Source organism: Plantactinospora sp. KBS50 (assembly GCF_002285795.1).
Taxonomy (GTDB): domain Bacteria; phylum Actinomycetota; class Actinomycetes; order Mycobacteriales; family Micromonosporaceae; genus KBS50.
The window spans coordinates 5,951,243-5,968,950 of record NZ_CP022961.1 but is presented as its reverse complement, the minus strand read 5'-3'; the positions used below and the strand labels follow the sequence as shown (position 1 = coordinate 5,968,950).

Genomic DNA, 17,708 nt, shown 5'->3' with positions numbered 1-17,708 from the left:
GAGACGGGTAGGTCGACGGCCTCGACCGCTCAGGAAGACACCCCTGGAGAAGGCTATTGCGCTCTCCTTCCCAGCGTGGTGAACATCAGGTATGAGGAGATGACGAAGCGGGGGTCTAGAAGCACACCCCGCAGAGTTCTCAACTCCTCTTCGGTGAAGTCGTCCTCGAGCAGTCTGGACTCGAGCTGGAAGGTGTTGCTTCGATGAAGAACGCAAGCCCCGGTTCCACCAGCCCAGGAGCTTGCATGCGTGGTGGTTGTGACATCAGATAGTCCCGCACTTCGCATGACACTATGTGCCCGAGCCGCCCAACGAAGGTCGATACCAACCAGGGGGCTTCCCGCTCGGCAGATTTCGAGGAACCTCATGAACACTCGCGATCCGGTCTCGTCAGGACTGTCCAGGATCAGGTCGAGATAGTTGGTCTCCCAGTCAGAGATCACCAGAACTCCTCCTGGCTTCAAAGCCTGGACCAGCTGGGATACGACTTGCTCGCGGGTGGGCAAGTGCATCAACAGGAGTCTCGCGTGGATCAGGTCGAAGGTTTCGGTCGGGAAGGGGTCTGTTCGCACATCATGTCGCGCAATGTTCAAGCCCTCGCGAGCCGGAATGTGTTGCGGTTTGATATCGGTTGCCAACACCCGGCCTTCAACTCCGACGCGTTCGGCCAGCCAATGTGACACGGTGCCCGCGCCGGCACCGACGTCCCAACATTCCCAGCCAGGTGCCACGCCGATTGAATCCAACGTGGCGAATGTGTGTGGATCGACAGTGTCGCTGAGGTACTGTAGCTGGTTCTTAGCTTCGACAACATCGTTGTTGAAAGCATACTCTGCATACAGGTCAGCGGTCATCGCATTCCGTTCTCTTGATTGATTTCGCCCATGAATCAGAACTCGTGGCGTTCTGAGGTGATCACGCCATGGGCCGTCCGTCTGCCACGCGTGCCACCTCCGGAGCACCATGATTCGTCTGATTGATCGGGTCCATGGGTACAGAATCCGCAAACTCTTTCACGAGTGGGTCGCTATTAACCTCGGCGAGCCGGCACAGGGATTCGACTTCTTCGAGCACATCTGATTGAGCCAGTTCACTCATGAGATGGGAGCTGTCTGCGACCGACTCTGGTGCCGGACCACCGTGCACCTTGGCTCGGCGCGCCACCTCTACGATGCAGGCGGTCACCGTCACGTCCAATACATCTGCAGGGACTTCCCTCAGGGAGACAAACCGCATCGCTTCATCCGGCAGGTGCACGGGTGTGTATCTACGAAGCGCCATCAATCCGTCGCGAATCTCGATCACTCGTCGATAGACACGGAGATCGAGCGCACTGAACGACAGTTCGTGCAGGATTCCCTGGTGTCTCGATAGAGTGATGGCCGACGCTCTGGGAGCAACGAGAAGGACTATTCGCAACACGGAATAGCCCAGGCCCGCCACGAATCCGACCGCTAGGAACCGGAGACCCGCGCGAAGTAGTCTCGGGTCCGCCCTGTGCTTCGAGCGCCAGAATAGAACGAACGCTGCGGCACTGACGCTGCCCGTGTACGTGAGATGGACAGACCAATACCCGAAGAGAGCGGAGAATCGGGCCCCTTGGGAAGGAACTGGACGCAAGCCTTGTCCGTTCCGAGGCTGAAGAGGACGATCATCGCCAAGGCTGTGAGGCAGGTGCAGGCCCAGAGGATACGCCGATTGCGCGCTGTGTTCCTGCCGATCATCAGGGTGCTCTAGCCTCTCCGCCAATGTCCGCTCGACACCCTCAGGGGCCATCCCACCTCCGCGCCGTTAGCTACCGTTGATGCGACAGTCTCACAGTCTTTGCGCTGGTTGCCATCATAGATGCATGGCGATCGGTGTTGTCTACCTAGGACGCCGGCCTTTCTGTGGTTCGCCCCATGGCGCCAACCGAGGCCCTCGATGACGCCACTCGGCCAGCAGGGGTGTTCACCAGCATGTACTACAGCTGCGGACCTTTCAGGGTGGGGTGATCGCTGGCCGTTTCACCCATTTTCAGAGGGTTGTGGGGAGTGGGTCGCCGCGGCGTTGGTGGTGGCTGATCTGGGCGCGGATCTTGTGTTTCAGGCGCCAGGCGAGCCTGCGCAGGCTGTGGCGTCGGTCGCGGCGGGCGTGCAGCATGGTCTGGGCGAGCAGGTTGCGGACGTCGGCGACGGTGGCGTGGGCGAGCAGGTCCGGGCTCAGCCAGTCGGGGCCCGCCGGGCGGGTTGGCGTTGGGCTGCTGCTTTTCCCTGGCCGATGGCCTGATCCGCGGTGCTGGTCGTGGTGTCGTGGTGCAGGCCGGCGTGCTGGACGGCGACGAAGGCGTGGGCGAACATGCACACGGTGATGGTGTGGTGCCACGCGTTCCAGGTCCTCACCTGATGCTGAGCGATGCCGATGAGATCCTTTCCTTGCTCGTTGTTCTCCCCGATCTTCCACCTGGTCCCGGCGACGCGGATGAGCGTGTCGGCCGGGCTCGGATCCGGAGCGTGGGCAAGGAAATTGGTGACCTCGTCCGGGTCGGTGATCGAGCGCCGCAGCAGCAGGGTATGGGCGTACCCGTCGGTGGGTGTCTCGTCGCTGACGCGTAGGTTGCCGCCGAGTTGGACCAGGGCCCAGTCATAGAAGCGCTGCCCCGTGCTGTCGGCACCGCAGGAACGGCGCTGCCAGTCACCATCGGACAGTCGCGACAGCAGGTCGTCGGCGCGGGTGATCGCTGTCGCTCCGGGCAGCACGCTGATCTGGGTCATCGGCAGCGCTGCCGAGGTCGCCACCACATACGGCAGGCGACCGGTGGCCAGCCAGTTACGGACCTGCGGGTACTGGCCGTAACCGCCGTCCATGGTGAACCAGCCGAACGGCACCTTCGCGGCGAGCGCCTCGGCGAGCAACTCTTGCGCCAGGTCGAGTTTCGTGCCGACCGCGACCTCGGTCGGGATTCCCGCCTCGCGGCAGCGGGCCGGATCGTCGGTCCACCGTTTCGGCAGATACGGGCGGTGACCGATGAACGCGTGCCCGGCCGCCGGCATAGGTGAGCATGACCGCGACCTGGCAGTTCTCCACCTGATTCGTCGCACCGCAGTGCTGCGGGGCAACGCCGACGGACTTGTCACCCTTCTTGATCATCTGGGTGTCGTCGATGATCAGCACGGCGTCCGGGCCGCCGAGATGCTCCACCACATAGTCACGGACCTCGGCCTTTAAGGCGTCGGCGCTCCACGCGCCCCGGCACAGAGGTAGCGGTGGATGGACCTGGGTCGCGGCGGACCGGCTCATCGTGGCGACATCGGTACCGGTGACTGCTTGCTTCGCCTGCCGGGCGATCCGTTCGGCGTCCGGTGCGGGCGCCTGCCCGGCGCTCAACCCGCCCGTGCCTGCGGCCGGATCACCAGCGGCCCGAACGCGTCGGACGCGAACACGCAGCCGTACCCGACCGATCCGAACCCGCCGAGTCGCGTGCACGCGCAGGTAATCGGCGAGCGTCAGTATCGCGGCGGTGCCAGAGGGATCCGGTGTGAGCCCTCCGTGGTCCTCCGCAGGTGAACCCGAAGGTGGGATGTGGACGGAGCAGTGTTGATCTTCGGCAATGTGCGCCGAGTGTGCTCTCCAGCGGATGCCACCCGGGTGAACCGGTGCCAACGCGGGTCACCGCGGCCTAAACTAACCCCGGTCGCAAACCGGGGTCCGTGTGCTCCTAACCCGACGCTCCGTCGGTGTCCGCAGGCCGATGACCTGCGGCTCTTCGCTTCTTGGTCTCGTGTGCCGGTCGCTGCGCGGTCCAGTTGCGATCGCTTGCTGAAGATCAGCAGACCACGCCTTTCGGTCCTCGGTGGCCCTGGCCGGCTGAGGAGCGACCAGCGGGCGAGGTCAGTCCGCTGTCGGGGCAGGAGCCTGCCACAGGGTACTGACCGGCATGGCGCGGAGTCTGTCGCCGAACGGCAGCGTGGAGGTTCCGGTATAGAGGACGATGCCGGCGATGAAGTCGTCGCCGAGGCGGTCGGCGAGTCGGCGTAGACCGCGGAAGTCGTCGGGTCCGACGGTGGTGGCAGCTTTGACTTCGATTCCGACCACCTGGCCGGTTCGGTTCTCCAGCACCGCGTCGACTTCGTACCTGCTCTGGTCCCGGTAGTGGGACAGGTCGACGAACTGCTCGGACCAGGTGAGCTGCCGGGACAGCTCGGACAGGACAAATGACTCGAGCAGCGGACCGAACGGTGCGCCCGGCCGGAGCAGTGCCCGGGCGTCGGTCGCGATCTCGTTGGCGGCGATGCCCGAGTCGACGAAGATCAGTTTTGGCGCGGCGGTGGCGCGGGTGCCCAGGTTGCGGGACCAGCCGGGGATCCGTTTGATCAGGAAGATCTCTTCCAGGGCTTGGAGGTAGCGGGCGATCGTCGGTCGACTGAGTCCGAGGGCGGATTCGAGGGAGTTTGCGGCGATGATGGTCGCGGATCTGGCCGCGAGCAGGCGTACCAGTTTGCGTAGCTCGCCCTTGTGCTGGATGTCGGACAGTTGCCGGACGTCGCGGTCGATGAGCGCCTGGACGTAGGCGTCGAGGAACCGTTGGCGGCGGCGTGGGTCGGTGCGGGTGGTGGCCTCGGGTAGGCCGCCGCGCACGATTCGGGCCGCGTAGTCGGCGCGGGTCACGTCCGATTCGTGTCGTAGGTCAGGGCCGAGCGCGAAGACGGCGTCGACGAATCCGTCCGGCGCTGCGTCGAGTTCGCCTTGGGAGAACGGCCAGAGCTCCACGGTCTCCATCCGGCCGGGCAACGCGTCCGGGGCAGCCACCATGCCGAACAGCCGTGATGATCCGGTGAGCAGGTACCGGCCAGGACGGGGATCCTCGTCGACGGCAGCCTTGATGGCCAACAGGAGTTCCGGAGCGCGTTGGATCTCGTCGATGACAAGGAGTTCGGAGGAGTCCACGAACCCGACGGGATCGGCGATCGCCGCTGCCCGGTCCTGAGCCCGATCAAGATCGCGGCGCTCGGCCAGACGATCGCCGGCAACGAGGCGGACCAGGGTGCTCTTGCCTGCTTGGCGTGCTCCGCTGATCAAGACGACGCGGGTGTCCGCCAGAGCGGCATCGACCTGCGCGGCGGCGCGGCGGGGGATCAGGTGCGGTGTGGGCACGGCACCATCATAACGGCCGCACTTTCGATCTGCGAGGACCTAGGCTTTCGATATGCGGCAGGAGGTGCGTTCGGTACGCGGTCATTTGGTGTTCGATCTGCGGGGCCACGCGGGTGAGCCGGTTCGTGGAAGGGGTCCACGGCTACGTCGCGTTGTTGACGGTCGCGGCGAGTTCGGGGAAGGCGTCCTCCCAGCGCTGGCGGAGCTGGGGCGGCAGCCAGAGGGTGGGCCAGAGTCGCCGGAGGAGGTCGGCGGCGAGCCAGGTGTGCAGATCCTCGACGGTGCTGGCTTCGGTGAGCACCACCTTGTACATGCTGGCCAGGCGCGCGGTCCGGTTCAGGTCGTACTCGGGGTGCCCGGACCAGTCGAGGTGACGCGGGAGTGTAACCATGCCTTCGGTCGGGCCCTGCAGTTGGGCGAGGGTTTCGGCCACCAGGTAGGGCTTGCGGTCACCATAGGGCCCGTAGTCGGCCGGCGGCTGGGGTAAGGTCCTTCGTCGGCTGATGTTGGTCGCCCGTCGGACTTCCGGTCGGAGTGCCTGACGGATGGTCTCTCGGCTGTACCCGGTGACCCGCTGCAGATCCACCGGCCGCCAACCGGCCGCGCGGAACGCCCGTAGCTGCTCGTCCCGCTCGGTCAACGCAGCCGCCCGCGTCGCCTCGTACCGGGAGACAACCGCCTGCAACTCATCCTCACAGAACCGACCCATGCCCCTCGGCCTACTGCGCTAGGCCCAGCATGCTTGGCGTCGGATCGTATCTCTGTGACAGGCGGGACCACGACGGGTCGACCGCCCCGCCGGCCGAGCGGCGGAGCGGTCCCTCGCAGGCACCGGAACGACGAACTAAGGATGGCAAGGCGCAATGACCGCTGAACGCGTCGGCCTGATTCCGCCCATCGGGCGGCGGGCGTGGGTAGCACTGGGAGTGAACGCGCTTTCTTGCCTCGGTAGCGGGCTCACCATGCCGTTCCTCATCATCTACCTGCATCAGGTCCGTGGCCTGTCGTTGCCGGCCGCGGGAGCGATCCTCGGGGTCATCGGTGTGGCGGGCATCGTCACGACACCGCTGAGCGGGCCGCTGATCGATCGGGTCGGCCCGTTGCGGGGCTTCGTCCTCGGGCTGCTCATCGGCGGTGTGGGCATCGCGAGTTTCATCGTCGCCACGTCGCCGGCCACGGCGATCGCCTCCGCGATCGTCTACGGATGCGCCAGCGGACTGATGTGGAACGGCTTCATGTCGCTCCTGGTGGAGCTCGTGCCGGCGTCGGAGCGGGGCTCTGTCTTCGCGCTGCGATACATGACGGCCAATGTCGCCTACGGCGCGGGCGCGTTGCTGAGCGGTCTGATCACGGTCTCTGAGACCGAAGGTCCGTTCATCACCATCCTGGCGGTGGACGCAGCGTCGTACGTGCTGTTCGCCGTGGCGATCCTGGTGCTGTCGCGTACCGTGCTAGCCGTTCCGCAGTCGGCGGCGCCCGACGTCGCCGAGCCCGGGCAGCGGATCGGGTACCGGCAGGTGATCCGTGACCGGGCGCTGCTCGGTGCGCTGCTACTCAACAGCCTGCTCATGGTGTTCGCCCTGTCGCCCACCAACTCGGCCTTCCCGGCCTGGGTCACCGGGGGAGCCGGGTCCTCCACCAGGGTGGTGGGTCTCGCGTTCGCCCTCAACATCACCGTGCTGGTCGCGATCCAGTTGTTCGGCATCAAGTTCGCCCGCGGTCGGCGGCGTACCCGGGTCGCCGGCCTGGCCGCCGTGTTCTTCGCACTGACCTGGGTGCTGGTCGTGGCACCGGCCACCCTGCACCTGACCGGCTGGGGCCGCGACGGGCTCCTCGTGCTCTCCCTCGGCGTGTTCGCCATCGGCGAGGCGCTACTCTCGCCCACCCTGTCGGCCATCATCAACGACCTGGCCCCGGACCGTCTTCGTGGCCGCTACAACGCCATCTTCAGCCTCTCCAACCAGATCGGCCCGGTTGCGGCCCCGGCAATCGCCGGGGCGGCGCTGGGGTACGGCTACGCCAAGCCCTACCTGTTCGGCCTTGCCGTGGCGTGCCTGTTGATCGGCGCGGGCGCACTGCTGCTGGGCCGCATCACTCCTCGCGCGGCGGACTACGGCGTGACCGAGCCGCAGGAGCAGCCACCGGCGACGGACAGCAGCCCGCGCCGTGCAACCGAAGACGTCACCATCAGCCAGTGGTCCCATCACACCTCAAAGGAGCGACAATGTCAGACGAAAAGCGCTACCAGGTCGTCATCAACGACGAGGAGCAGTACTCGATCTGGCCCGCCGAGCAGCAGCCGCCGGCCGGCTGGCGCGCGGACGGCACCGTCGGCACGCAGACCGAGTGCGTTGAGCACATCGACCAGGTGTGAACCGACATGCGCCCGGCCAGCCTGCGTCGCGAAATGGAACAAATGGCATGACCAGCACCGGCGCCTTCGACGCACTGATCGAACTGCTCGACCGCCACCGCGTTCGCTATCGCTTGATCGAGCACGCCCCGGAGGGGCGGACCGTGGCCGCCAGCCGGCTACGTGGCCACCCGCTACGCAAGGCGGCCAAATGCATGGTCATCTCCGTGGACGGTGCCAGCGAGGGACACCGGTACGCGCTCACCGTCATCCCCGGGGAGCACCGCGTGGACCTGGCGGCGGTCGCCCGGGCCACCGGAGGCCGCCGAGGTCAGCTGGCACCGGCTGAGACCGCGGAAGAGCTGACCGGATGTGTACGGGGCAGTATCGTGCCGTTCGCGTTACGCGCCGGCGCGCTCGAGGTCCTCGCCGACCCGTGGTTGATCGAGCAGGACGAGTTGTACTTCAACGCCGCTCGCCTGGACCGCTCGATCGCGCTGCGTACCGCCGACTACCCAAGTGGGGTCAGGCGGTTGGTGACCGCGGCGGCAATGGTGGCGGCGGGGTCGGGGTTCAGCAGTGCGCCGTGCGGGACGTTGATGCGGACGACGTCGACGGACCCGGTGATGAACGGCGACCATGAGCCCGGCGCCTCCGAGTCGAGCCGGTGGCGGAGGTCGCTCTCGATGAGCAGGGCGTCTCCGGTGAATCGGGTGACGGCGTAGCGCTCCTGCAATGCCACGTTGGCGGCGAAGGTGATCGCCATGGCTGCCAGGCGGTCGCGGCCGAGTGCGGCGACGGGGTGGCCCTGCGCGGTGGCGAGGTCGAGGGCCTGGCCCGCGTCGAGCTCCAGGGCGTCGGTGGTGATGCCGAGCGAGATCAGCAGGGCAGCAACCGCGTGCCGCGGATCGAGCGGCGTGGGATTCGGCGGTGCGGGGTACGCGTCCACGATCGTGAGCAGATCCACCGGCTCTCCGGCGGCCCGCAGCCGGGTCGCGAAGGCGTGGGCCATGATGCCGCCGAACGACCAGCCGAGCAGATGGTACGGCTCCTCGGCATGTGCGGACGTCTGGGGGGATCATCATGGTCAGATTCGCGGCGGGTCCGAGCGACCTCGGGCTGAGCGCTCCCTGGTCTACGGTGGCGGCGCCGACTGTTGGCGTGCGGACGGAACGTCGTTGATCTTCGATGATGTGCGCGGTGTGTGCTCTCCTGCGGATGCCAACCCGGGTGAACCGGTGCCAACACGGGTCACCGCGGCCGACCGCCGGTCGCAAACCGGCGTTCGTGTGCTCGGGCTGTGGTCCTGGGCTGGGAGAACGGCGGTCCGGGGAACGTGGGCCACTCCCTGCCACCCCAGGTGAAGCCCCAGGTCGCTAGACTAGGCCCTCGCGCCCTCGTAGCTCAGGGGATAGAGCATCGGTTTCCTAAGACGACGCTCTATCTGTACCTGGCGGCGAACTGCCTGCAGGTTCCTGTCCTATTTCCATTTCTCCAGGTCGCACACCCCGCGTTGCTGTGCTCGCTTGCCGAAGATCAGCAGCCAGGCGTAAGTCCTGCTCAGGGCTTGCTTCGCCGGTCTGGCAGGTCCTTGCCGAGATCCGGCGAAGTCACCTCGCCGCGTCAGTCTACGATGCCGCGAGAGTGTGGGCCAGCAGCGTGGTGAGTTCGGCTGGCCGTGCCGGGTGGCAGTGATAGACCCCGAGGACTCGTCGGATGAGGTATTGGGCAAAGTCGGGGTGGCCGGTGAGGTCCGCGTGGTGGGGCTGCGACCGGCCGGTCCACACTGGTCTACGGCGTTCCCGCCGGTCGACGGGCGCCTCCCGTCCGGGCGGTTCAGTTCGGATCCTGGTGAATCAGGGCATGGGTCAGCCGGGCGTTGGGGTCGGCGCCCAGGGTCGGCGGTGACGGTGCGATGCCGGCGCGCACGAGGAGGTCGCCGATGGCGGCGATCATGGCGCCGTTGTCGGTGCACAGTCGTGGTGCGGGGACGCGCAGGGTGATGCCGGCGGCGGCGCAGCGGTGTTCGGCGTGGGCGCGGACACGGCTGTTGGCGGCGACCCCGCCGACGAGCAGCAGGGTGTCGACGCTGTGGTCACGGCAGGCGGTGACGGCCTTTCGGGTGAGGGTGTCGGCGACGGCTTCCTGAAAGGAGGCGGCGATGTCGGCGATGGGCAGCGGGCCCGGATGCCGCTCGACATGCCGGGCAACGGCGGTCTTCAGGCCGGAGAACGAGAATCGGTACGGCGGGTCATGCGGTCCGGTCATCGGGCGGGGAAAGGCGATTGCCGTGGGGTCACCTTCACGGGCGACCCGGTCGATGGCGGGGCCGCCGGGGTAGGGCAGGCCGAGCAGGCGGGCGACCTTGTCGAAGGCTTCGCCGGCGGCGTCGTCGGCGGTGTCGCCGAGGTGGATGACGGGATCACGGGCGAGGTCACCCAGGAGTAGGAGCGAGGTGTGGCCGCCGGAGACGATCAGGGCGATGCTGCGCTCGGGGAGCGGGCCGTGGTCGAGGATGTCCACGGCGGCGTGGCCGGCGAGGTGGTGCACGCCGTAGAGAGGGACACCGAGGGTCAGCGCGTAGGCCTTGCCGGCGGCAAGGCCTACCTGCACCGCCGTGGCGAGGCCGGGCCCGGCGGTGGCGGCGACGGCGTCGATGTCGCCGAAGCCGATCCCGGCCTTGTCGAGGGCGTGGCGCACCATCGGGGTGATGGCGTGCAGGTGGGCGCGGGCGGCGATCTCAGGGACGACGCCGCCGAAGCGGGCGTGCTCGTCCATGCTCGTGGCGAGGGCGTCGCCGAGCAGGACGCCGTCGGCGACGATGCCGACGCCGGTCTCGTCGCAGGACGTCTCGATGCCCAGGACGATCGGCACCGGTCAGTCCTGTCCGGTGCCGACGCCCACCCCGGGGTGCTCTGCGGCGGCGGCCAGGAGTCGCTTGCGGGTGCGGGCGGGGAGCCGGTCGACGTAGGCGAGGCCGTCGAGGTGGTCGACCTCGTGCTGCAGGCAGCGGGCGAGCGTGCCGGTGCCGTCGATGCGGACGGGCCGGCCGTGCAGGTCGACGCCGATGACGGTGGCGGTGGCCGGACGGGTCACCTCGGCGTACTGGCCGGGCACGGACAGGCAGCCCTCGGAGTCCGTGGCGAGGTCACGCTGCTCCGATAGGTGCAGGACCGGGTTGATCACGTGGGCGGTCGTGTGGGCGCCGGTGGCGTCGGGGCAGTCGAGGACGAAGATCCGGGCGTCGACGCCGATCTGGTTGGCGGCCAGGCCGACACCGTGCGCGGCGTACATGCTGGCGAACATGTCCGCGACCAGCTGGGTGAGGGCGTCGTCGAAGACGGTGACCTCGGCGCAGCGGCGGTGCAGCACCGGGGTGCCGTATCGGGTGATGGGTCGTGGGGTGCCGGTCGGTGTCTGCACAGTCGCCCATACTATGCAATTGCCAAAGACTTGCAGTAGAGATGGGGCGGTATGCGCACGGCGGAGATCAAGCGGCGGTTCCTCGCCTACTTCGAGGCGAACGGGCACGCCGTGGTGCCGTCCGCTCCGCTGCCCGCCATCAGTGATCCGAACCTGTTGTTCATCAACGCGGGCATGGTGCAGTTCGTGCCCTACTTCCTGGGCCAGCAGACCCCGCCGTACCAGCGGGCGGCGAGCGTGCAGAAGTGCATCCGTACGCCGGACATCGACGAGGTGGGCAAGACCAGCCGGCACGGCACGTTCTTCCAGATGAACGGCAACTTCTCCTTCGGTGACTACTTCAAGTCCGGGGCGATCCCGCTGGCCTGGGACCTGGTCACCAAGTCGGTCGAGGCGGGCGGCTTCGGGCTGGACCCGGAGCGAATCTGGGCGACGGTCTACCTCGACGACGACGAGGCGTACGACATCTGGCGCGCCACCGGCGTGCCGGCGGAGCGGATCGTGCGTCGGGGCAAGGCCGACAACTTCTGGTCGATGGGCATCCCCGGCCCGTGCGGCCCGTGCTCGGAGCTCTACTACGACCGCGGCCCGGAGTACGGCCGCGAGGGTGGCCCGGAGGTCGACGAGGACCGCTACCTGGAGTTCTGGAACCTCGTCTTCATGCAGTTCGAGCGCGGACCGGGCGTCGGCAAGGAGGACTTCCCGATCCTCGGCGACCTGCCGGCGAAGAACATCGACACCGGCATGGGCCTGGAGCGGATGGCCTCGCTGCTGCAGGGTGTGGACAACCTCTACGAGATCGACGAGGTCAAGCCGATCCTGGACCGGGCGGCCGAGCTGACCGGCAAGCGTTACGGCGCGCACTCCGGGCACGCGGCCAACCAGTCGCACCCGGACGACGTGCGGCTGCGGGTGGTCGCCGACCACGTGCGTACCGCGCTGATGCTGATCGGCGACGGGGTGACGCCGTCGAACGAGGGGCGCGGCTACGTGCTGCGTCGGATCATGCGCCGGGCGATCCGGGCGATGCGGCTGCTCGGCTACCAGGACCGGGCGCTGCCGGAGCTGCTGCCGGTGGCCCGCGACTGCATGGCGCCGTCGTACCCGGAGGTGGCCGAGGAGTTCGGCCGCATCTCGCAGTACGCGTACGCCGAGGAGGACGCGTTCCTGGCCACGCTGCGGGCCGGCACCACGATCCTGGACACCGCGATCGCGGAGACGAAGTCGGCCGGCCGGTCGGCGCTGTCGGGTGACAAGGCGTTCCAGCTGCACGACACGTACGGCTTCCCGATCGACCTGACCCTGGAGATCGCGGCCGAGCAGGGCCTGCAGGTCGACGCGGACGGCTTCCGCCGGCTGATGGCCGACCAGCGCAACCGGGCCAAGGCCGACGCGCAGGCCCGCAAGACCGGGCACACCGACGTGTCGGCCTACCGGCGGATCGTCGACACGGCGGGCCTGACGGACTGGCGCGCCTACACCGACCTGACGACCGAGTCGACGATCGTGGCGATCCTGACCGACGGCGAACCGGTGCCCGCGGCGACCGAGGGGCAGATCGTCACCGTGGTGCTCGACGTCACCCCGTTCTACGCCGAGTCCGGCGGGCAGGCCGCCGACGCCGGACACCTCACCGGCACCGACGGCGCGGGCGAGGTGATCGACGTGCAACGGCCGGTCAAGGGCCTCGTCGCCCACCAGGTCCGCGTCACCGCCGGGCACCTGACGGTCGGCGCCCGCCTCACCGCGAACGTCGACGCGACCTGGCGGCGCGGCGCCCGGCAGGCGCACTCCGGCACCCACGTGCTGCACGCCGCGCTGCGGCAGGTCCTCGGCCCGACCGCGTTGCAGTCCGGCTCCTACAACCGGCCCGGCTACCTGCGGCTGGACTTCGCCTGGCCCGGCGGCCTCCCCCTGGCCACCCGCAGCGAGGTCGAGGACGTCGCCAACCAGGCGCTGCGTGACGACCTGCCGGTCACGGCGCAGGTCATGCCGCTGACCCGGGCCCGGGAACTGGGTGCCCTGGCGCTGTTCGGGGAGACCTACGACGAGCAGGTCCGGGTGGTCGAGATCGGCGGCGCGTGGTCCCGGGAACTGTGCGGCGGCACCCACGTCGCCCACTCCAGCCAGATCGGCCTGCTCGCGCTGACCGGCGAATCGTCCGTCGGCGCCGGGCACCGCCGCGTCGAGGCCGTCGTCGGACTCGACGGGCTGCGCTACCTCGCCCGCGAACGTGACCTCGTCACTCAACTCGCCGCGCAGCTGCAGGCCCCGCGCGAGGACCTGCCCGAGCGGATCACCGTGCTGCTCGGCCGCGCCAAGGCCGCCGAGCGCCGCGCCGACCAGCTCGCCCGTGAGCTCACCGCGCAGCGGGCGCGACGCCTTGCCGCCGATGCGGTGCAGATCGACGGCACGCTCGTCGTCAGTGTCGTCGCCGCCGCCGACGAGGACCCTCGGCAGCTCGCCGAACTGGTCCGGGCCGCCCTTGCGCAGGACCGGCCGGGCGTGGTCGCCGTCGCCGCGCCGGCCGAGCGCGGCACCCGCCTGGTCGTCGCCACCACCGCGACGACGCCCGACGCGCTCAGCGCCGTACAGCTGGTGAGGTCCGCGCTCGGCGGACGTGGCGGCGGCACCGCCCGCCTCGCGCAGGGCGGCGCCCCGGGTCTGACCGCCGATGCCGCGCTGGCCACCGTCGCCGGCCTGATCCGGGCCGGCTGATCAGCGGGTGACCGTCCGTCGCCGGCTGCGGTGTGCCCGCACGTGGGCGCGGGTGGCGCAGCGCGGGGAGCAGAACCGGCGGCGGCGGTTGGTGGTCTCGTCCAGGAACACGATGCCGCAACCCGGCTCCGTGCAGGTCTTGAACCGGTCGATGCCCTGCTCGCACAGGAACACCGCGAGTGCCCACACCGCGGCGGCCACGTGCTCGGCCGCCGGTGTGGCGCCGGGCGCGGCGACGTGTAGGTGCCGGTCCGCCGGGCCGGTGCCGGCGATGGCGGGCCGGAGCCGGTGCCGGGCCAGGAGCCGGTTGAGCACGTGTACGGCCTCGCGGTCACGGCGTGCGCCGGCGTGGGCGAAGACCTCGCGGAGCTGCCGGCCCGCCTGGTGCAGCAGCGGCAGATCAGCCGGCGTCGCGACCTCGCGCAGGCCCGGCCACCCGACCGTGACAGCTGCCTCCGCGGGGGTGTTCCCCGGCGGCGCGTTGGCCAGCTGCACCGCCAGCGCCACCATCTCGCGGCTGTCGGTGAAGGCCTGCGGGCGCCGGACCGCCGCACGCGGGACCGGCGCCGGCTCAGCGTTCGGATCGGCCGCCGGTCGGGCACGTGCGGCCGGCGCGCTCAGGTGGTCGTGGCGCGGCACGCCGGGCACCGCCCGTACACGACGACCCCGCCGCTGCCGCCGTCCATCTCGACGCCGACCTCCCGCGCCGCCGCGACACTGGCCGCCACCGCCGGCACCGGCAGCTGACGCATGCCGCCGCAGCCCTCGCACACCGCGTGATGGTGCGGGTGGTCGGCCAACCCGAACGTGGCCGCCCCGCCCACCGGCACGGCATGCGCCACGCCGAGGTCGACCAGCTGCCCCAGGACGCGGTGCACCGTCGACAGCTCCACCGCCAGCCCCCGGCCGGTGAGCCGCCGGTGCACCTCGCCGGCGTTGAGGTGTCGCCGCTCGACCGCGGCGTCGCCGAGCGCGTCCAGCACCGCACGCCGGGCCAGGGTCGTGCGCAGGCCGGCCCGGCGCAGCCGATCCAGCGCCGCGTCCACCCGATCGGCCCGCGATGTGATCAATCCCCGCTCCTCCCACCACCCGCCGTCTTGTTGCAAGATACTGGCAACAACAAAACTACGGCAGCATCACCGAAAGAGGGATCCTGATGGCGGTCTACACCCTGCCCGACCTGACCTACGACTACGGCGCGCTGGAGCCGGCGATGTCGGGGCAGATCCTCGAGCTGCACCACGACAAGCACCACGCCGCGTACGTCAAGGGCGCCAACGACGGCCTGGAGCAGCTCGCCGAGGCCCGCGACAAGGGCGACTTCAGCAAGCTCGTCGGCCTGGAGAAGACGTACGCGTTCAACCTCTCCGGACACGTGCTGCACACCATCTTCTGGAACAACCTGTCCCCGGACGGCGGCGACCGCCCCGACGGCGACCTCGCCGCCGCGATCGACGAGCACTTCGGCTCCTTCGACGCCTTCGCCGGGCAGCTGTCGGCGGCCACGAAGGGCGTGCAGGGCTCCGGCTGGGGTGTCCTGGCCTGGGAGCCGCTCGGGCAGCGGCTGATCGTGGAGCAGGTCTACGACCACCACGGCAACGTCGGGCAGGGCTCCACGCCGCTGCTGGTCTTCGACGCCTGGGAGCACGCCTACTACCTGCAGTACAAGAACGTCCGCCCCGACTACGTCGACCGGCTGTGGAACCTCGTCAACTGGTCCGACGTGATCGCCCGCTTCGACGCCGCCCGCGCCACGAGCCCGAAGATCTGACCTGGTGAGCGCAGCCACTCCCGCCGCGGCGGAGCTGCTCCAACGCGCCGCCGGGGTCATCGCCGCCAAACACCGCGGTGACCCCGCCGGCGCCGAGGAACTGCTCGCCGCGTTCCCCAGCGAGCAGGCCCGCACCCTCGGCTTCTACCTGCTCGCCGACCTCGCGCTGGGCCTGGTCCGGGCCCAGAGCGGCCAGAGCATGGACGACCTGGTCCGCGAGCTGTCCCTGCTCGTGGCCACGACGGCGGGGAGTCCCCCGGTCACCCCATGACCGCAACCCCGCTCCACCGCTACAGCCTTGTTGCAAATAGTTGGCAATTGCCGCAGTATGGCCACAGGTGATGCCCGCGAGCGGGCGCACCTCGCAGGCGATCCCCCCGGCACGCGATGATCCGCACCACCGCCGGGGTGACCACCGCCCACATGCCTCCGGCGCGTCGGTCGGCGTACCAGTCGAGGTGCTCGACGCCGCGCTCTGTCCGACCCGCCCAGCGGGGACCTGACCCGCGTCGGGGCCGCCACGACCAACGCTGGCGGCCCAGAGGTGGTCTGCTTGGCTCGTCCCGGATGGGTGCCGGACCTGGCCGAGCTGTGTGGTGGCCCGGTCCACGGTTCACCGGCGGTGGAAGGCGCGGCGTCGAAGTCGGCCCGAAGGGCTTGCATCCTGTACCTGGGTACAGGCTTACCGTCGTGGCATGACCACGAACGACGAGGTAACCGGTCCGTCGTGGGTGCCCGAGGCATGCACCCTGCCCACCGCGCAGCGGCCGCTGCGGCTGGCCGAGTTCGATGACCTGTTCGCCACCGCGCTTGTCGGGCAGCAGCGGCCGGCGCCGACGCGGCTGCGGTGGCAGCTCGCCCCGGCAGCCGAGGCCACCGCACGGGACCTGATCGGGCGGGAGAGCGTGTGCTGCTCCTTCTTCACCTTCACCTTGGCCCCCGCTGGCGGCAACGGCGTGGAGTTGGAGGTGCAGGTTCCGGCCGGGCACGTTGACGTCCTGGACGCGCTCGCCGCTCGGGCGGCTGCCGGGATGGCGGCGTGAGCGGGCTGCGCAGCAGTCAGATCGCGGCCGCGGCCGGGGTGAACCTGCAGACGCTGCGCTACTACGAGCGCCGCGGCCTGCTCGCTGAGCCGGAGCGCAGCCTGGGCGGGCACCGCCTGTACCCGGAGCAGGCGGTCACCGTCCTGAAGGTGATCAAGGCGGCGCAGCGGCTCGGTTTCGCCCTCGACGAAGTCGCCGGCCTGCTCGAAGCGGGCCAGCACCGGCACGGGCGGCGCCCGGACGCCGGGCTGCAGTCACGCGCCCGAGCGAAGCTGGCCGAGGTGGAGGCGAAGATCGCCGACCTGCAGGTCATCGCGGGCACGCTGCGCGCCGCCGTGGACGCCGGCTGCGACGACCTCGTCGCGTGCGCCGGAGCGCCGTGCTGCCCCATCCCGTTCGCCACCATTGCCGAAGGAGCCTCGGATGCCGAAGACCGTTGATCGGGTTGCTGGCCGGGCACGCCGGGTGCTGCCCTCCGGCCTGACCGGGCTCGCCGGTGTGGCCTGCGCGGCGTGCTGCGCCCTCCCGTTGCTGCTGGCCGCCGGGGTGCTGTCCGGCGCCGGGTGGGCCGCCGCGGGGGCGTGGATGCCCGGCATCGCCGTCGCCCTGGCCGCGCTGGCCGGCGCCGCGTGGTGGTGGGCGAGTCGGCGCCGCCACCGCGGCGGCTGCGCCGGTGGGACGAGCTGCGGCTGCTCCACCGGGTCACCGGCATGATCGCGGGCGGCGGTGCGCCGGGTACGGTCCGGACGTGACCGTCGCCCGTTCCATACTGCTGTTCGTCGTCGCCGCGCTGTTCGAGATCGGCGGGGCGTGGCTGGTCTGGCAGGGCTGGCGCGAGCACCGCGGCCTGTGGTGGATCGCCGCCGGCGTCATCGCGCTCGGCGCCTACGGGTTCGTCGCCACGTTCCAGCCCGACCCGAACTTCGGGCGCATCCTGGCCGCCTACGGCGGCGTGTTCGTCGCCGGGTCCCTCGCGTGGGGCATGGTCGTGGACAAGTTCCGTCCGGACCGGTGGGACGTCATCGGTGCGCTGATCTGCCTGGCCGGCGTCGCGGTCATCATGTATGCGCCCCGCCCGACCGGCTGACCCATCGCGGGCTTGTTCGCCGTCGCCTGGCTCGTCGCCATCGCGGTCTGGCGGCTCGGCCGGGTCGAGGAACGCTGGTCGGCCAACCTGGCCCCCACGCCACAGAAGGACGGTGCACCTGACACGCGCGGCCACAGCCCCAGACCAGGGCCCCATATCGTGGTCGCCTTGCCGGCCCCG

At 69.6% G+C, this 17,708-nt stretch carries 17 protein-coding genes and 3 pseudogenes; 10 read left to right on the top strand and 10 right to left on the bottom strand.

What is annotated here, in order from left to right; genetic code table 11:
• Positions 1-53: 53 nt before the first annotated feature.
• The 5 genes and pseudogenes from CIK06_RS25810 to CIK06_RS25790 all read right to left on the bottom strand — a co-directional run bounded on the left by CIK06_RS25810 (position 54) and on the right by CIK06_RS25790 (position 5,842).
• The gene (locus CIK06_RS25810; protein WP_157756951.1) at positions 54-854 is read right to left on the bottom strand and encodes a class I SAM-dependent methyltransferase; all 801 of its coding nucleotides are present in this window, start codon (positions 852-854) and stop codon (positions 54-56) included.
• A gap of 61 nt (positions 855-915) precedes the next feature.
• Positions 916-1,443 (bottom strand): DUF6545 domain-containing protein, encoded by a 528-nt coding sequence (locus CIK06_RS29685; protein ID WP_157756950.1) that lies wholly within the window; start codon positions 1,441-1,443, stop codon positions 916-918.
• A gap of 758 nt (positions 1,444-2,201) precedes the next feature.
• Positions 2,202-3,279 (bottom strand): annotated as a pseudogene (locus CIK06_RS25805) (IS701 family transposase).
• A 591-nt stretch (positions 3,280-3,870) separates the two neighbouring features.
• Complete coding sequence (locus CIK06_RS25795; RefSeq protein ID WP_095566977.1) at positions 3,871-5,133, bottom strand: ATP-binding protein; 1,263 nt, start codon at positions 5,131-5,133, stop codon at positions 3,871-3,873.
• A gap of 142 nt (positions 5,134-5,275) precedes the next feature.
• Positions 5,276-5,842 (bottom strand): hypothetical protein, encoded by a 567-nt coding sequence (locus tag CIK06_RS25790; protein WP_095566976.1) that lies wholly within the window; start codon positions 5,840-5,842, stop codon positions 5,276-5,278.
• Between the two features lie 154 nt (positions 5,843-5,996).
• On the opposite strand from CIK06_RS25790, the pseudogene CIK06_RS25785 reads away from it, so the two are divergent.
• From CIK06_RS25785 to CIK06_RS32635, 3 genes and pseudogenes are all read left to right on the top strand, one after another.
• Positions 5,997-7,181: pseudogene (locus CIK06_RS25785) on the top strand (MFS transporter); the annotation flags it as partial.
• 176 nt (positions 7,182-7,357) lie between these two features.
• Complete coding sequence (locus CIK06_RS30320) at positions 7,358-7,507, top strand: MbtH family protein (protein ID WP_095566975.1); 150 nt, start codon at positions 7,358-7,360, stop codon at positions 7,505-7,507.
• A 47-nt stretch (positions 7,508-7,554) separates the two neighbouring features.
• Positions 7,555-7,941: pseudogene (locus CIK06_RS32635) on the top strand (YbaK/EbsC family protein); the annotation flags it as partial.
• Between the two features lie 56 nt (positions 7,942-7,997).
• Here the strand turns inward: CIK06_RS32635 and CIK06_RS25770 are convergent.
• From CIK06_RS25770 to def, 3 genes are all read right to left on the bottom strand, one after another.
• Positions 7,998-8,498 carry a hypothetical protein gene (locus tag CIK06_RS25770; protein WP_232533865.1) on the bottom strand — a complete coding sequence of 167 codons (501 nt, stop codon included), beginning with the start codon at positions 8,496-8,498 and terminating at the stop codon, positions 7,998-8,000.
• Between the two features lie 824 nt (positions 8,499-9,322).
• Complete coding sequence (gene tsaD, locus CIK06_RS25765; protein WP_198348019.1) at positions 9,323-10,360, bottom strand: tRNA (adenosine(37)-N6)-threonylcarbamoyltransferase complex transferase subunit TsaD; 1,038 nt, start codon at positions 10,358-10,360, stop codon at positions 9,323-9,325.
• A gap of 3 nt (positions 10,361-10,363) precedes the next feature.
• Entirely contained in the window at positions 10,364-10,909 is a 546-nt protein-coding gene (gene def / locus CIK06_RS25760; RefSeq protein ID WP_095566973.1) for a peptide deformylase, read from the bottom strand.
• Positions 10,910-10,960: 51 nt separating this feature from the next.
• Between def and alaS the strand changes: the two genes are divergently transcribed.
• Positions 10,961-13,627: an alanine--tRNA ligase gene (gene alaS, locus CIK06_RS25755; RefSeq protein WP_095566972.1), complete on the top strand. Its 2,667-nt coding sequence runs from the start codon at positions 10,961-10,963 to the stop codon at positions 13,625-13,627.
• Here alaS and CIK06_RS25750 read toward each other — a convergent pair whose 3' ends face one another.
• Both CIK06_RS25750 and CIK06_RS25745 read right to left on the bottom strand, forming a co-directional pair.
• A complete protein-coding gene (locus tag CIK06_RS25750; RefSeq protein WP_157756948.1) occupies positions 13,628-14,266 on the bottom strand; it encodes a CGNR zinc finger domain-containing protein in 639 nt (212 codons plus the stop codon).
• On the bottom strand, positions 14,245-14,697 hold the full coding sequence (locus CIK06_RS25745; protein ID WP_157756947.1) for a Fur family transcriptional regulator: 453 nt from the start codon (positions 14,695-14,697) through the stop codon (positions 14,245-14,247). Before CIK06_RS25745 ends, CIK06_RS25750 begins: the two co-directional genes overlap by 22 nt.
• Positions 14,698-14,783: 86 nt before the next feature.
• Here CIK06_RS25745 and CIK06_RS25740 point away from each other — a divergent pair, with 86 nt between their 5' ends.
• The 6 genes from CIK06_RS25740 to CIK06_RS25715 all read left to right on the top strand — a co-directional run bounded on the left by CIK06_RS25740 (position 14,784) and on the right by CIK06_RS25715 (position 17,528).
• Positions 14,784-15,398, top strand: coding sequence for a superoxide dismutase (locus CIK06_RS25740; RefSeq protein ID WP_095566969.1), 615 nt, complete (start codon positions 14,784-14,786; stop codon positions 15,396-15,398).
• 4 nt (positions 15,399-15,402) lie between these two features.
• Positions 15,403-15,669, top strand: a complete 267-nt coding sequence (locus CIK06_RS25735) for a superoxide dismutase (protein ID WP_232533864.1) — start codon at positions 15,403-15,405, stop codon at positions 15,667-15,669.
• Between the two features lie 424 nt (positions 15,670-16,093).
• Complete coding sequence (locus tag CIK06_RS25730) at positions 16,094-16,441, top strand: hypothetical protein (RefSeq protein ID WP_095566967.1); 348 nt, start codon at positions 16,094-16,096, stop codon at positions 16,439-16,441.
• Positions 16,438-16,881: a MerR family transcriptional regulator gene (locus tag CIK06_RS25725; RefSeq protein WP_095566966.1), complete on the top strand. Its 444-nt coding sequence runs from the start codon at positions 16,438-16,440 to the stop codon at positions 16,879-16,881. The genes CIK06_RS25730 and CIK06_RS25725 overlap by 4 nt, the downstream gene beginning before the upstream one ends.
• Positions 16,865-17,155 (top strand): hypothetical protein, encoded by a 291-nt coding sequence (locus tag CIK06_RS25720; protein WP_157756946.1) that lies wholly within the window; start codon positions 16,865-16,867, stop codon positions 17,153-17,155. Before CIK06_RS25725 ends, CIK06_RS25720 begins: the two co-directional genes overlap by 17 nt.
• 34 nt (positions 17,156-17,189) lie before the next feature.
• Positions 17,190-17,528 carry a YnfA family protein gene (locus CIK06_RS25715; protein WP_091434208.1) on the top strand — a complete coding sequence of 113 codons (339 nt, stop codon included), beginning with the start codon at positions 17,190-17,192 and terminating at the stop codon, positions 17,526-17,528.
• Positions 17,529-17,708 lie beyond the last annotated feature (180 nt).